This window comes from Tahibacter aquaticus (genome assembly GCF_004363655.1).
Taxonomy (GTDB): Bacteria; Pseudomonadota; Gammaproteobacteria; order Xanthomonadales; family Rhodanobacteraceae; genus Tahibacter; species Tahibacter aquaticus.
This window is the reverse complement of sequence record NZ_SNZH01000015.1, coordinates 117,347-130,594: the sequence shown is the minus strand read 5'-3', so window position 1 is coordinate 130,594 and position 13,248 is coordinate 117,347. Positions and strand designations below refer to the sequence as shown.

Below are 13,248 nucleotides of genomic sequence, written 5' to 3'. Positions count from 1 at the left end.
AGTATGTCGGCATAGATCGCACTCCGGCATCCGTGGCTGCGTCGAAGGTCATCAGGTCGGCAGCTTGAAGTCCGCGACCGAACGGCGCAGGTCCGCAGCAAGCTGGGCCAGGTTGCCGATGGATTCGGCGGTCTGGCTCGCACCGAGCGAGGTCTGCGTCGTGATTTCCTGAATCACGTTCATGGTGGCGGAGATGTTGGTCGCCGCTGCCGACTGCTGCCGCGCCGCCTCGGAGATGTTCTGAATGAGGTCGGCGAGGTCGTTCGACACCTTTTCGATTTCGCCCAATGCCAGGCCCGCGTCTTCGGCCAGGCGTGCACCGGCCACCACTTCCGCGGTGGTCTGTTCCATCGAGCTGACCGCTTCGTTGGTGTCGGACTGAATGGTCTGCACCAGCGTTTCGATTCGCTTCGTCGCGTTCGAGGCGCGTTCCGCGAGGCGCTGCACTTCGTCGGCCACGACCGCGAAGCCGCGGCCCGCTTCACCGGCCGAGGCGGCCTGGATGGCCGCGTTCAGGGCGAGAATGTTGGTCTGTTCGGCGATGTCGTTGATCAGTTCCACGATCGAGCCGATTTCCTGCGACGACTCGCCCAGGCGCTTGATTCGCTTGGACGTCTCCTGGATCTGGTCGCGGATCGAGTCCATGCCCTGAATGGTCTGGCGCACGATGGCCGCGCCCTTGGACGCGATCTGCACCGAGCGTTGCGCCACGTCGGCCGATTCGGCCGAGTTCTTCGACACTTCGTCGATCGATACGGCGATTTCGTTGATCGCGGCCGAGGCGGAAGTGATCTGCTGCGCCTGGTGCTCTGCAGCTTCGGCCAGGTGCATGGCGGTAGCCTGCGTTTCCTGGGCGGCGGCAGACACCTGCACAGCGGTTTCGTTGATCGTCGTCACCAGGGAGCGCAGGGCTTCCACGGCGAAGTTGACCGAGTCGGCGATCGCGCCGGTGATGTCTTCGGTCACCGTCGCCTTCACGGTGAGGTCGCCTTCTGCCAGCGAACCCATTTCGTCGAGCAGACGCAGAATGGCTTCCTGGTTGCGCTGGTTCAGTTCGGCCGTGACCGAGTAGCGGCGGCGCTGGTCGCGCGCCTGGGCAATCAGCAGCAGCACGAGCAGGCCGGCGGCGACCGCGGCGGCAATGAGGCCCCACCAGACGTTCGGGAACAAGCGCTTGTTGCCCAGTTCGCCGACCTTGGTCGCCACGTCGGACGCGCGCAGCAGCATGTTCTGCGCGTCCTGGAAGATGTTATCGGCGGCTTCCTTGACTTCCTGCAGGCCGGAGGCGGAATCGAGGATCTTCTGCACCGGCTCGGCCATGCCGGTCCACTTGGCATAGATGTCGGTGAGGATTTCGCGGCCGTTGGGGTTGTCCAGCGCCTTGATGTTGAAATCGGGGCTGCCGTTGATCAGGCCGTTGAGCACGGCGCCGTAGAGGCGTGCATCGCGCGAGAAGCCGTCGGCGGCGGACTGCGCGCCCTGGCCACCGAGCAGGATTTCCTGCACGCGGCGGATCATGCGGTCGGCCAGCAGCATCTGGCGCGTGGAAATCAGTACCTGCTGGGTCGAGCCGCCGCGGTTGGTCAGGATGTTGACCACCTCGTCCATACGCGAATTGAGGATCGGTATCTGGCCGGAGAATTCACCCGCGGTCGCGGCGGAACTGAGCACGAGTTCCTTGTTGCCGATGATCTTGGTCGCGTTGGTGTTCAGCGCCTGCCAGGCCTTGCCGAGATCATCGAGCTGGCGCGCGACGATTTCCTCCCCCTTGTAGCCCGGCATGCCGGTTTTCACGTCGCCGCTGTTGAGCGCCTGGATGTAGGTATCGATGCTGTTGCGGGTGGCTTCCAGCTCTTTGAAGGCGTCGATATTGCCGCCGGCCGATTCCGTGGCGTACCTCGCGATGGACTGCGACAACACCTGGATCTGCGTGGTCAATGTCACCGCATTGCGGTCGTCGCCGTTTTTCTTGTTCAGCAGGAAGAAATCTACCGCTGCGACGGCAAGCGCCAGCAGCAGAAGAATGATCAGCCAAGTATTCGTGCCTGATGCACGCTCCTTGACGGCCCCCGATGTTGTGCTCATGCCTTCACCTCAAACGACCCAATGAGTAAACCCCGCGTCTTGTAAGGCTGGACGCGCGCGGGATCACGCCGATGCTTGCAGGAACTCCGGCGTGCGCACCAGCGCCGCCATGCTGAACAAACCCCAGAGCACATCTCCCAACTGATAGCGTTCGGGTACGAAACGGCCGTAGCGCGCGTCGGTCTCCCCTTCCGCTTCTTCAGCCCGTTGTACGTCGGAAAAATTGCGTTGTCCCAGCACTTCGTCGACGAGCAGGCCGACGCTGCCGCCGTGCTGGCGGATGACGAGTACGCGGCTGGAATCCATCACCTGGCTGCGCTCGGCTTCGACGAAATTGCGCAGGTCGACGATGGGTACGAGGTTGCCGCGCACGTTGGCCACGCCGAGCAGCCAGGCACGCGTGCCCGGAACCACGGTCAGCTGCGGAAACGTCAGGATTTCGTTGACCTCGGCGATGCTGCTGACGAGGTAGCGCTGGCCGATGCGGAAGCCGATGCCGCGCCAGAGGCCGACGGCCTCGGACTCTTCTGGCATGCCTGCAATATGCGCAAGACTGCGCCGCTCGTAATCGGCGAGAACCTCGAACGGCGTCAGTTGCAGGGTGTCGGTCGTTGCAGACATGTGTTGGACGCTCAACTCGGCAACAGGGTCTGGATACGGGTAAGCAGTTCCTTCTCGCTTACCGGCTTGGTCACAAAGTCCTTCGCCCCCTGGCGCAGGCCCCAGACGCGGTCCGTCTCCATCGACTTGGTCGTCACGATGAGGATCGGAATATGCGCCGTGGCTTCGTCGCGACTCAAGGTGCGAGTCGCCTGGAAGCCGTTCATACCCGGCATGATCACGTCCATGATGACGAGATCGGGCCGTTCGCGTTTCACCGCCACAATGCCGTCCTCGGCATTGCCTGCGCTGCTTACGCGATGACCCGCTTTTTCCAACAATGTCGTAAAGACACGAATGTCGGTCGGCGAATCATCGATTATCAGAATATGAGCCATCGCTTCCCCCTGTGAGCGCCATGGCGTTACCCACCTTCTACGCTATTGCGTCACGCCTTCAGATCCACGTGGCGCCGGATCGCACCGAGAAGCTCTTCGCGGGTAAACGGTTTGGTCAAATACTGTTCCGAGCCGACGATGCGGCCGCGGGCCTTGTCGAACAGACCGTCCTTGGACGACAGCATGATCACCGGCGTGCCTTTGAACATCTGGTTGTTCTTGATCAGTGCGCAGGTCTGATAGCCATCCAGACGCGGCATCATGATGTCGACAAAGATGATGTGGGGCTGGTGATCGGAGATCTTCGCCAGCGCCTCGAAGCCGTCGGTCGCGGTCACGACATCGGCGCCTTCCTTTTTCAGCAGTGTTTCGGCGGTGCGGCGGATGGTCTTCGAGTCGTCGATGACCATCACCTTCATGCCGCTAAGACTGCCCGATTTCGTCGCGTCTTCCACGTACCCTCCAAGCCACTTGAGTCTGTGGCACGGGGGAATCCCCATGCACGAGTCTTGCCATTGCTACTGCGACGTTGGTCCGCAGCCTTGCCGCAACGCTGCACGAGGCGTCGGAGCTGGGCTTTACCGCTGTTTAACCGCTAGTCAGCAAACCTGTCAAGTTAATCGCCTAAGTTACCGTCTTCACTTAGGAACCTGTCCGCAGAACCATCCCCGTACGGTCGTACGAGTCTAGCGCGATGTGTTGCGCCGTAACAGTTGGACAACAGCGCCGGCAGTTGCACGGCCATTACGCTCCGGCAAGCGGCTGCACGGGAGGGCAAGGCCGCCGCCGTGCTGGCGAGCACTGGAACAGATCGGACACTAGCGGGCATGATCGGCGTTCTTCCCCTGCCAGGACCGGCCTGCATGGCTCGCACTCTTGCCGTGCTGATGGACCCCATCGCCACGATCAATACCAAGAAGGACACCACCTTTGCCATGTTGCTGGAGGCGCAGCGCCGCGGCTGGCAGCTGCGCTACTGCACCCAGGGCGACCTGGCGATCCGCGACGGCGCCGCCTGGGCACGCCTGGCGCCGCTGAGCGTGCGCGACAACCCCGACGACTGGTTCAGCCTGGACGCGGCCGAGTGGACGCCGCTGGGTTCGGTCGACGCGATCTTCGCGCGCAAAGATCCGCCGTTCGATGCGCAATTCCTCTACGACACCCTGGTACTGGACCTGGCCCAGGCAGCCGGTGCCCTGCTGGTGAACGATCCGCGCGGACTGCGCGATGCCAACGAAAAGCTGTTCACCCAGCTGTTCCCGCAATGCTGCGCACCGACCCTGATCGCACGCGACCGGCAGGAACTGCGCCGTTTTGTCGCCGAACACGGCCAGGTCGTGCTCAAGCCGCTGGACGGCATGGGCGGACGCGGCATCTTCCGCTCGCACCACAACGACCCTAACCTGAACTCCATCCTGGAAACCCTGACCCTCAACGGCCGCTGCTTCGCCCTGGCGCAGAAATACCTGCCCGAGATCGTCGCCGGCGACAAGCGCATCCTGCTCATCGACGGCGAGCCCGTGCCGTATGCGCTGGCGCGCATTCCTCAGGGCGACGACTTCCGCGGCAACCTGGCCGCCGGCGGTCGCGGCGAAGGCCAGCCGCTGAGCGAACGTGATCGCTGGATCGCCGCGCAGGTAGGGCCGGAGCTCAAGCGCCGCGGCATGATCTTTGTCGGCCTGGACGTGATCGGCGACTGGCTGACCGAGATCAACGTCACATCTCCCACCTGCATCCGCGAGCTGGATGCGCAGTTCGGCCTTAACATCGCCGGGTCCCTGTTCGACTGCATCGAAAGCAAACTCGCGTGAGCACGACTACCACCGCGTCCAGCGCCGACCGTTTCGGCGTCACCCTGCTGTTTTCGCTGATCGCGCACGGCCTGGTGATCTTCGGCATCGGCTTCAGCCTGGCCAAGCCGGCCTCGCACCTGCCGTCGCTGGACGTGATCCTGATCCAGTCCACCAACAAGGAAAAAGCCGAAAAGGCCGATTTCCTCGCCCAGAGCAACAACTCCGGCGGCGGCGACCGCGACGAGGCGCGCCGCCCGGCCGACCCGCTGTCCAGCAGCCTGCCCAAGCCCACGCCCGGCACCGCGCCACGCCCGCTCGAAGCCGGTGCACCGCGGCCGACGCCGCAGACCCCGGCCGAAGTGCTGACCCAGCGCCAGGCCGATTTCGCCGTGACTACCGCGCGCGAAGCGCCGGAGTCGCCCAGCCTGCCCAAGCCGACCGCGCAGGAGCTGATCGAAAAGAACGCCGAGATGGCCCAGCTGGCGCAGGAATACCAGCGCCAGAAAGATTCGTATGCGAAGCGTCCGAAGAAGAAATTCCTTTCCGCCAATACCAAGGAATATGCCTACGCCTCCTACCTCGCCGGCTGGGCCGCGCGGATCGAGCGCATCGGCAATCTGAACTACCCGGACGAAGCGCGCCGCCAGCAGCTGCACGGCGACGTACTGCTGACAGTGACCTTGAACAAAGACGGCAGCGTCAAGCGCATGGACGTGATCCAGAGCTCGGGCCACAAGCTGCTCGACGACGCGGTACAGCGCATCGTGCAGCTGGCCGCGCCGTTTCCGCCCATTCCCAAGACCAACGAAGACATCGACGAGCTGTACATCACGCGAACCTGGCAGTTCCTGCCCGGCGACGTACTGCGCAACCGGTGAAGGATATGCGGGGAACCTGCAACCGAGGCATGTAAGCTGGCAGTGCGGCAAAGGCGCAGCCCAGCATCGAGGCATTGCACCGGCAAGAATTCCGCGCCGAAGAAATCTTCCGCTCCGCCTGGCTCATCTTCTCCAGCGAAAATCCCCTGCCGCAGCAATCCTCTTCGCGGCGACAGCCACCGCGTCCCGCCTCGCCCGCGCATTTCGCCTTATGCCGCCTCCGCCAGCGGCGATTGCCGCTACAATCGGCCGCATGAGCTCTTTCGCCTCGCTCTCCAATCAGCTGCTCATCGCCATGCCGGCGATGCGCGATCCGAATTTCGCCCGCGGCGTCACTTTCGTCTGTCAGCACAACGAAGACGGCGCAATGGGCTTGCTGGTCAATCGCCTGTCGGAATATCGACTCGGCGACGTGCTGGCGCAGATGAACCTGTCCTCCGAGCTCAGCGAAGTCAACGACGCGCCGGTGCTGATCGGCGGGCCGGTACAGCCCGAACGCGGTTTCGTGCTGCATGCGCCGGCCGGCAGCTGGGAATCGTCGTTCCGCATTTCCGACCGCATCTCGGTTACCACCTCGCGCGACATCCTTATCGCGATAGCCGCCGGCGAAGGTCCGGAACATGCCGTCGTCGCCCTGGGCTACGCGGGCTGGAGCCCAGGCCAGCTGGAACAGGAACTGATGGAAAACTCCTGGCTCACCGTAGACGTGCGCGAGCAGCTGCTGTTCGACACACCGCTGGATGCACGCTGGGAAGCCGCCGCAGCCCTGCTCGGCGTCAGCAGCATGGCCCAGCTGACCGACTACGCCGGCCATGCATAAAGCAGGCCCGGGCGCAGCGGAGCCGGGGCGGTGAATGTTCTGGGTTTCGACTACGGCAGCCAGCTGATCGGCGTGGCCGTCGGCAATCGCCTGACCCGCACAGCGCGCCCGCTGGGCAGTGTTTCCAACGGCGGCAACGGCCCGGCCTGGGAACGCATCGACCACTGGATTCGCGAATGGCAGCCCGAGGCGCTGCTGGTCGGCCTGCCGCTGACCCTGGACGGAGAAGAACAGAAAGCCAGCCGCGCCGCGCGCGCGTTTGCCAACGCGCTGGCCAAACGCTGCAGCGCGCCGCTGCACCTGGTCGACGAGCGCCGCAGCTCGATCGAGGCGGCACGCCGTTTCGCCCAGCGACGTGCAGCAGGCCTGGCCAAGAAGAAACATGCGGCGGATATCGATGCCGTCGCCGCCGAAGTCATCACCGAAACCTGGCTTGCCGATTGCCCATGACCCGCTCCGCCCAGCTCGATACTCATCGCCGCCTGCGTCACCTGATCAGCCTGGAAAACCTGCCGGCTGCAGAAATGCTGCGCCTGCTCGACCGCGCCGAAAGCCTGCGCCAGGAGTGGTTCGCCAACCGGCGCAAGCTGGATCTGCTGCACGGCCGCACCGTGGTGAACCTGTTCTTCGAACCGTCCACGCGCACGCGCACCTCGTTCGACCTGGCCGCCAAGCGCCTGGGCGCCGACGTGATCAATTTCGACATCGCCAGCTCGTCCACCAGCAAGGGCGAAAGCCTGGTCGATACCCTGCACACGCTGGAAGCCATGCACTGCGATGCCTTCGTCGTACGGCACAAGGAAAACGGCACGGCCGAATTCCTTGCCCGCCACGTGCGCAGCGCGGCCGCAGTGATCAATGCGGGCGACGGCAACAACGCCCATCCGACCCAGGGCCTGCTCGACGCCTATACCATCCGCCGCCACCGCCCCGATTTCAGCGCGCTGACCGTGCTGATTTGCGGTGACATCCTGCATTCGCGTGTCGCCCGTTCCGACATCCATGCCCTGCGTACACTGGGCGTGGGTACCTTGCGCGTCTGCGCTCCGGCAAACCTGCTGCCGGCGCAGACGGAATTGCCCGGCTGCGAGATCGTCGAAGATTTCGACACTGCGCTGGGCGGCGCCGACGTGGTGATCATGCTGCGCCTGCAGAAAGAGCGCATGCAGCACGCCCAGGTGCCGTCGGAACAGGCCTACTACGCCCGCTACGGCCTCGACGCGCGGCGCCTGCGCCTGGCCAGGCCCGACTGCCTGGTCATGCATCCGGGGCCGATCAATCGCGAAGTGGAAATTGCCTCGGCAGTTGCCGACGGCGCGCAATCGTGCATCCTGGAACAGGTCGGCAATGGCGTGTTCGTACGCATGGCCGTGCTGGCCGAATTGCTGGGCACCTGAATTCCTGCTGCCTCCTTCCCACTGGCTCGTCTACCGGACTCCCTGCCATGCCTGCCCTAGCCCGCCGCCTGACCCCACTCGCCCTGCTGCTCGCCCTGGCCGGCTGCGGCAGCAAGCCCGCTGCCGATTCTCCGCTGGCCTATGTGCCGGCCGACACGCCCTACGTGATTGCCAACCTGGAACCCACGCCGCAGGCGGTGCTGGACCAGTGGACGGCAATGACCAAGGAAATGCTGCCGATCTCGCTGGGCATGTACCAGCGTGCATTGGACAAAATCGGCAGTGCCGACAGCACCGGCGTCAAGGCCGCGCGTGCGCTGCTGGATGAACTGGCACAGCACATGGCCCAGGGCAGCCTGGCCCCGCTCGGCCTCAGCGGCAGCGCGCATGTTGCGATCTACGGCATCGGCCTGCTGCCGGTAATGCGCCTGGAGCTGGCCGATCCGGCCGCCCTGCGCGCCGCCATCGCCCGCGTCGAAGCCAAGGCCGGCGCGCCGCTGCCGCTGGCCAAACTGGGCGAGCTGGAATACTGGTCGCTTCAGGCCGACAAAGCGGTCGTGCTGATGGCGATCAGCGGCAAGCACCTGGTGCTCAGCATTGCCCCGGCCAAGGCCAGCGACGAGCTGCGCAAACAGCTGCTCGGCGTTACGCCGCCCAAGAACAGTCTCGATCCGGCCAAGCTGGAAGAACTGAACAAAAAATACGGATATACAAAGAATGGTTCAGGCTATGTGGACTTTGTCCGCCTGACCGAATTCCTGAGCAACGACAGCGACCCGCTGCGCATCGAACTGGCCACGGCATTGGGCGAAGCGGCACCCAGGCCGCTGGACCCGACCTGCAAGGCCGAACTCGGCGCCATGGCGGCCAAGCTGCCGCGCCTGGCGATGGGCTATACCGAACTGGCAGCCAAGCGCATGACGCTGCATGCGCAACTGGAAATGGAAGCCGTATTGGCCAAGGATTTCACGACCGCCTGGGCTGGCGCGCCGGGCACTGCGGGCGCCGCCGAAGGCCTGTTCGACCTGGCCGTGTCGCTGCCATTGCTGAAGCAGAAATCGTTCTGGCTCAAGCAGGCCAATGCCGTAGCTGCCAAGCCCTGGGCTTGCACCCAGCTGGCCGAACTGAACCAGACCTTCGCCCAGTTCAAGCAGAGCCTCGACACCACCATCCCGCCGCCGGCCAGCGATCTCACCGGCCTGCGCCTGGTCATCAGCCGCTTCAGCATGGACGCCGCCAAGCCTGTGCCGGAATTCAGCGGCAAGCTGCTGCTGGGCCTGACCAACCCCGGCGGAGCGCTGGCCATGGGCCAGCTCACCCTGCCCAGCTTGAAAGACCTCAAGCTGCTGCCCGACGGCAAGCCGGTGGCATTGCCCGCCGACACCATTCCCATGGTCGAAGCACCGCATGCGGCGATGAACGACAAGGCCCTGGCCCTGTCCGTCGGCGCCGGCGAAGAAGCTTCGCTCGCGGCGTTTCTCGCGGCGGCGCCAGTGGGTGAAGCCAAGTTCCTGCGCGTGCATTTCACCGGCGACATGTACGGGCAGTTCGGCAGCCTGTTCGACAAGTTCAGCGCCTTCATGCCGGAAGACCAGCGCGGCGACATCGAAAGCCAGAAGCAGCTGTTCGCGATCTACCAGAAGACGATCAAGTTCGTCGACATCAGCCTGGTGGCGAATGCGGGCGGCGTGGCGTTCTACGAGACCGGCGAGCTGAAATAAGACCGAAGACGGCCCCGCCGTGCGCGGCGGGGCCGTGGCTGTGCAATACACCGCGCTCCGGTTTGCCGGCCAGCCGCGCTATGCCCGGAACATCAGACCTCCAGCGGCAACCAGTTGCGCAACACCTGCGCCGTATGCGCGTCGGCCGGAAAGAACGACTCGATCGCCAGTTCCGCCAGCGTGATATCCAACGGCGTGCCGAATACCGTAATCGTGCTGATGAACGACAGCACGCCGAACTCGCTGCGCAGGCGCAATTGCAGCGCCACGTTGTCGGACAAGGTCGGCTCATGCGCATCGCCCGCATTGGCCGGCAGCGGATAGGTCAGCATTTCCTCGTACAGCTGCTGCGACAGCGCATCGCCGCTGCCCATGGCCTGACGCTGGATGTTGTGCAGCAGATGGGCGCGAATCTGCGCAAAGTTCACAATGCGCGACGCCATGCCTTGCGGGTGCAGGCTCAGACGCACCATGTTGATCGGCGGCTGCAGCAGCGACGGGGCAACACCGGCCAGCAGCGGCGCAATCGCGCGATTGGCCGCCACCACATTCCAATGCCGGTCCAGCGCCACCGCGGGATTCGGCTCATGCCCCTTGAGCACCAGTTCCACTGCTGCCTGCGCCTGCTGCAGCGCGGGCTCGTCCAGACGGCTTTCGCGATACATGGGTGCCAACCCGGCGGCAGTCAGCAAATGATTGCGTTCGCGCAGAGGCACGTCGAGCTGTTCCACCAGGCGCATCAGCATCGCGCGGCTGGGAAGCGAGCGGCCGGTTTCGATGAAGCTCACGTGCCGTGTCGACGTGTCGGCAACAGCGGCGAGGTCCATCTGGGTCATGCGCCGGCGCTGGCGCCAGTCACGCAATTGTTCTCCAACAGGGCGAGGCAGGTTCATGGCCACACTGTAGAACAGTACCGAGGTAATGCGCATTACCTGCCATGTAATGGACGGCGGCGGCGTGCTGCGGCGAAATGGCGCCGAACCTAAAGGAGAAGCCCATGAACGCGAACACGCTTGCCCGCCCCACCCTGTTCCGCCGCGCGCTGCTGCTGGATGCCGCGACCGGGGCGGTCACCGCACTACTGCTGATTGCCGGCGCGTCGTTCCTGGCGCCGCAACTCGGCCTGCCCACGGCGCTGCTCAGTGGTGCGGGGCTGGTATTGATTCCCATCGTCGTCCTGCTCGCCTGGCTGGTACGCAGCCCGCGTATCAGCAAATGGCTGGCCTGGAGCGTGATCGAGATGAATCTGCTCTGGGTGCTGGCCAGCTTCGGCCTGCTGCTCGGTGGCCAGGTATCGCCGACGCTGCTCGGCCAAATCTTCGTGATCGTGCAGGCGTTGGCGGTGCTGGCTTTTGCCATTGTGCAGTTTATAGCCTGGCGCCGCGAAGGAGCCGTGTTGAGCGCACCGGCTGCCGATGCGGCAGCGACGATCCGCACGGCCTGATTCGCTGCCGGCGCCGGCCGCAACCGGACAATCTGCCACCGCGGCCGGCTGGCAGCGCCATGAACTTGCCTCAGAATGCCGCTGCCGTCCGGGCCGCGGCATTCGCCGTTTTGGCGGCGTGAACCTTTTGCGCCATTGCGCGACTACCCGAGCGTGATGCCCAGGAGCCGCCGACGTGACCTCACCGCCCGAACGCCACGAACTTGCCGACGAACTGGTCGTGGTGCGCTGCCAGCTCGGCGAAAGCGCTGCCTTCGACGAACTGGTGCGGCGCTGGTCCGCACCGCTGTACCGCTACGCACTGAAACTCGCCGGCGAGGCAGAACTGGCGCGCGACCTGAGCCAGGACGTCTGGCTGCGCGCCATCCGCGGACTGCCGCGCCTGCTCGATCCGGCGCAATTCCGCCCCTGGCTGTTCGGCATTGCACACCGCTGTTTCATGGACCGGCTGCGCAGCCGCTACGCCATCGCCGTCGACAACGACACCGATCCGGATGCGCTGGGTGCCTTGGCAATCGATGCCGATGAAGAACTCCTGCACCAGTCACTGGAACGCGGCCTCGCCGCACTGCCGCTGCTGGAGCGCGAAGTGCTGACCCTGTTCTACCTGGAATCGTTGCCCTTGGCAGAAATTTCCACAGTGCTGCAAATTCCCACAGGCACGGTGAAGTCGCGCCTGTTCCGCGCACGCAAACTGCTGCGCCAACTCGTCGTCAACCCGGAGCAAGAAGATGACCGATAGCTCATTCGTCACACTGCAACAGGAACTGCAGCAACTCACCACCCGCACGTTGTCGCCATCGGCGCGCTATGGCCATGTCGCACTGTTGCTGGCCTCCGCGCTGATGTGCGCTGTGCTGGCATCGCTGCTGGCGACCGAAACGGCCTTGCCTGGCCGCACCCAGCTTGCTTTTGCGGTACTGCTCGTCATAGGTACCAGCTGGCTGGCCTATGCGCTATGGGTTTTGCGCAGCCGCCATTCGCTGCTGGCCAATCAACGCATCGTCGCCGGCCGCATGGCGGTCGCCTTCACCAGTGTATTCGTGGCCGGCGCGCTGCTGCTCGGCGCCGTGACAGGTCGCGCGCTTTTCCCGGTCGCCGCCGCGTTCGGCGGCAGCCTGCTGGTGCTGGCCTGCCTGGCGCTGCAGCAGGCGCATCGCCGCGCCGATGCATTGCGCGCACGGCGAAGCGAGCTGGAGCGCATGATCGGCGCGCAAAGCTGATCCACAGCGTGCGCAAGCTTCGTACCTGGGTCGCAAGCAGCTTGTCCGCCTGCGACCACGCCGCTAGACTGCGCGCTGTCATTGGGGAGTAGCCGCCTCCGTACAGGAGGAGCCGACGTCAACACACTTGGTCTACGGACCATGGCGTCGGCAGCGCAAGCCAGGCGAGACCTTTGACTTCTTCGTTCACTGCCGGGGCCGGCGATGGACGCTGAAGTCATTGGTTCGTTCATCGCCGGCCCCTGGAGCATTTTGTGGAAGCCCTCATCACGTCGTTCGGCATGGTTGCCATCGCCGAAATCGGCGACAAGACCCAGCTGCTGTCCTTCGTCCTGGCCACGCGGTTTCGCGGTCGCCAATGGACCATCATCGCGGGCATCTTCGCCGCGACCATCGTCAATCATCTGTTCGCCGCCTTTGTCGGCGACTGGGTCGCCAAGAGCCTCGACCCCGATCTTCTGCGCTGGATCCTTGGCCTGTCCTTTCTCGCCTTCGCCGCCTGGGCGCTGATTCCCGACACGCTGGACGAAGCCAAGCAGAACACCAGCAGGCACGGCGCCTTCCTGACCACGCTGGTGCTGTTCTTCCTGGCCGAAATGGGCGACAAGACCCAGCTGGCCACGGTGGCACTGGGAGCCAAGTTCTCCAGCCTCGCCCTGGTCACGCTCGGCACGACGCTGGGCATGATGGCGGCGAATATTCCGGCCGTACTTATTGGCGACAAACTGGCCCAGCGCTTTCCGTTGGCGAAAATGCGTTTTGTGGCGGCGGCCTTGTTTGCGATCTTCGGCGTGCTGATCCTGCTCAAGTTCAATTTTGGACTGGGGCTGGGCGGGCTCTGAGACGCGTGCGGTTGCGCTGATACTTTGCGGCGCAATTCGCTGTGCTC

General features: G+C 64.5%; 15 protein-coding genes and 1 riboswitch. Of the genes, 10 read left to right on the top strand and 5 right to left on the bottom strand.

Annotated elements, in window-relative coordinates; genetic code table 11:
* Positions 1 to 51: 51 nt before the first annotated feature.
* From DFR29_RS21600 to pilG, 4 genes are all read right to left on the bottom strand, one after another.
* Entirely contained in the window at positions 52 to 2,085 is a 2,034-nt protein-coding gene (locus DFR29_RS21600) for a methyl-accepting chemotaxis protein (RefSeq protein ID WP_133820724.1), read from the bottom strand.
* A 63-nt stretch (positions 2,086 to 2,148) separates the two neighbouring features.
* On the bottom strand, positions 2,149 to 2,706 hold the full coding sequence (locus DFR29_RS21595; RefSeq protein WP_133820723.1) for a chemotaxis protein CheW: 558 nt from the start codon (positions 2,704 to 2,706) through the stop codon (positions 2,149 to 2,151).
* An 11-nt stretch (positions 2,707 to 2,717) separates the two neighbouring features.
* Complete coding sequence (locus DFR29_RS21590) at positions 2,718 to 3,083, bottom strand: response regulator (protein ID WP_133820722.1); 366 nt, start codon at positions 3,081 to 3,083, stop codon at positions 2,718 to 2,720.
* A 50-nt stretch (positions 3,084 to 3,133) separates the two neighbouring features.
* Positions 3,134 to 3,502: a twitching motility response regulator PilG gene (gene pilG / locus DFR29_RS21585; protein WP_243746142.1), complete on the bottom strand. Its 369-nt coding sequence runs from the start codon at positions 3,500 to 3,502 to the stop codon at positions 3,134 to 3,136.
* Between the two features lie 444 nt (positions 3,503 to 3,946).
* Between pilG and gshB the strand changes: the two genes are divergently transcribed.
* From gshB to DFR29_RS21555, 6 genes are all read left to right on the top strand, one after another.
* A complete protein-coding gene (gshB, locus tag DFR29_RS21580; protein WP_133820720.1) occupies positions 3,947 to 4,894 on the top strand; it encodes a glutathione synthase in 948 nt (315 codons plus the stop codon).
* On the top strand, positions 4,891 to 5,754 hold the full coding sequence (locus tag DFR29_RS21575; RefSeq protein WP_243746138.1) for an energy transducer TonB: 864 nt from the start codon (positions 4,891 to 4,893) through the stop codon (positions 5,752 to 5,754). The genes gshB and DFR29_RS21575 overlap by 4 nt, the downstream gene beginning before the upstream one ends.
* Positions 5,755 to 6,007: 253 nt before the next feature.
* Positions 6,008 to 6,574 carry a YqgE/AlgH family protein gene (locus DFR29_RS21570; RefSeq protein ID WP_133820719.1) on the top strand — a complete coding sequence of 189 codons (567 nt, stop codon included), beginning with the start codon at positions 6,008 to 6,010 and terminating at the stop codon, positions 6,572 to 6,574.
* A 30-nt stretch (positions 6,575 to 6,604) separates the two neighbouring features.
* Positions 6,605 to 7,024: a Holliday junction resolvase RuvX gene (gene ruvX / locus DFR29_RS21565; RefSeq protein WP_133820718.1), complete on the top strand. Its 420-nt coding sequence runs from the start codon at positions 6,605 to 6,607 to the stop codon at positions 7,022 to 7,024.
* Entirely contained in the window at positions 7,021 to 7,971 is a 951-nt protein-coding gene (locus DFR29_RS21560; protein ID WP_133820717.1) for an aspartate carbamoyltransferase catalytic subunit, read from the top strand. Before ruvX ends, DFR29_RS21560 begins: the two co-directional genes overlap by 4 nt.
* A 47-nt stretch (positions 7,972 to 8,018) precedes the next feature.
* Complete coding sequence (locus DFR29_RS21555; protein ID WP_133820716.1) at positions 8,019 to 9,692, top strand: hypothetical protein; 1,674 nt, start codon at positions 8,019 to 8,021, stop codon at positions 9,690 to 9,692.
* Positions 9,693 to 9,784: 92 nt separating this feature from the next.
* Here the strand turns inward: DFR29_RS21555 and DFR29_RS21550 are convergent, their stop codons facing one another.
* Complete coding sequence (locus DFR29_RS21550) at positions 9,785 to 10,555, bottom strand: helix-turn-helix domain-containing protein (protein ID WP_243746137.1); 771 nt, start codon at positions 10,553 to 10,555, stop codon at positions 9,785 to 9,787.
* 134 nt (positions 10,556 to 10,689) lie between these two features.
* Between DFR29_RS21550 and DFR29_RS21545 the strand changes: the two genes are divergently transcribed.
* The 4 genes from DFR29_RS21545 to DFR29_RS21530 all read left to right on the top strand — a co-directional run bounded on the left by DFR29_RS21545 (position 10,690) and on the right by DFR29_RS21530 (position 13,201).
* Positions 10,690 to 11,136 carry a hypothetical protein gene (locus DFR29_RS21545; RefSeq protein WP_133820714.1) on the top strand — a complete coding sequence of 149 codons (447 nt, stop codon included), beginning with the start codon at positions 10,690 to 10,692 and terminating at the stop codon, positions 11,134 to 11,136.
* Positions 11,137 to 11,311: 175 nt separating this feature from the next.
* On the top strand, positions 11,312 to 11,878 hold the full coding sequence (locus tag DFR29_RS21540; RefSeq protein WP_133820713.1) for an RNA polymerase sigma factor: 567 nt from the start codon (positions 11,312 to 11,314) through the stop codon (positions 11,876 to 11,878).
* Positions 11,868 to 12,359: a hypothetical protein gene (locus DFR29_RS21535; RefSeq protein WP_133820712.1), complete on the top strand. Its 492-nt coding sequence runs from the start codon at positions 11,868 to 11,870 to the stop codon at positions 12,357 to 12,359. The genes DFR29_RS21540 and DFR29_RS21535 overlap by 11 nt, the downstream gene beginning before the upstream one ends.
* A 71-nt stretch (positions 12,360 to 12,430) precedes the next feature.
* A riboswitch (yybP-ykoY riboswitch) is annotated at positions 12,431 to 12,599 on the top strand.
* Positions 12,600 to 12,613: 14 nt separating this feature from the next.
* Positions 12,614 to 13,201, top strand: coding sequence for a TMEM165/GDT1 family protein (locus DFR29_RS21530; RefSeq protein ID WP_133820711.1), 588 nt, complete (start codon positions 12,614 to 12,616; stop codon positions 13,199 to 13,201).
* The last annotated feature ends 47 nt before the right edge of the window (positions 13,202 to 13,248 follow it).

Coding starts and splice junctions, on each gene's coding strand:
- DFR29_RS21570 (WP_133820719.1), top strand. CDS start 6,008: ATGAGCTCTTTCGCCTCGCTCTCCAATCAGCTGCTCATCGCCATGCCG.
- DFR29_RS21595 (WP_133820723.1), bottom strand. CDS start 2,706: ATGTCTGCAACGACCGACACCCTGCAACTGACGCCGTTCGAGGTTCTC.
- DFR29_RS21600 (WP_133820724.1), bottom strand. CDS start 2,085: ATGAGCACAACATCGGGGGCCGTCAAGGAGCGTGCATCAGGCACGAAT.
- pilG (WP_243746142.1), bottom strand. CDS start 3,502: ATGAAGGTGATGGTCATCGACGACTCGAAGACCATCCGCCGCACCGCC.
- DFR29_RS21560 (WP_133820717.1), top strand. CDS start 7,021: ATGACCCGCTCCGCCCAGCTCGATACTCATCGCCGCCTGCGTCACCTG.
- DFR29_RS21555 (WP_133820716.1), top strand. CDS start 8,019: ATGCCTGCCCTAGCCCGCCGCCTGACCCCACTCGCCCTGCTGCTCGCC.
- DFR29_RS21590 (WP_133820722.1), bottom strand. CDS start 3,083: ATGGCTCATATTCTGATAATCGATGATTCGCCGACCGACATTCGTGTC.
- DFR29_RS21545 (WP_133820714.1), top strand. CDS start 10,690: ATGAACGCGAACACGCTTGCCCGCCCCACCCTGTTCCGCCGCGCGCTG.
- gshB (WP_133820720.1), top strand. CDS start 3,947: ATGGCTCGCACTCTTGCCGTGCTGATGGACCCCATCGCCACGATCAAT.
- DFR29_RS21535 (WP_133820712.1), top strand. CDS start 11,868: ATGACCGATAGCTCATTCGTCACACTGCAACAGGAACTGCAGCAACTC.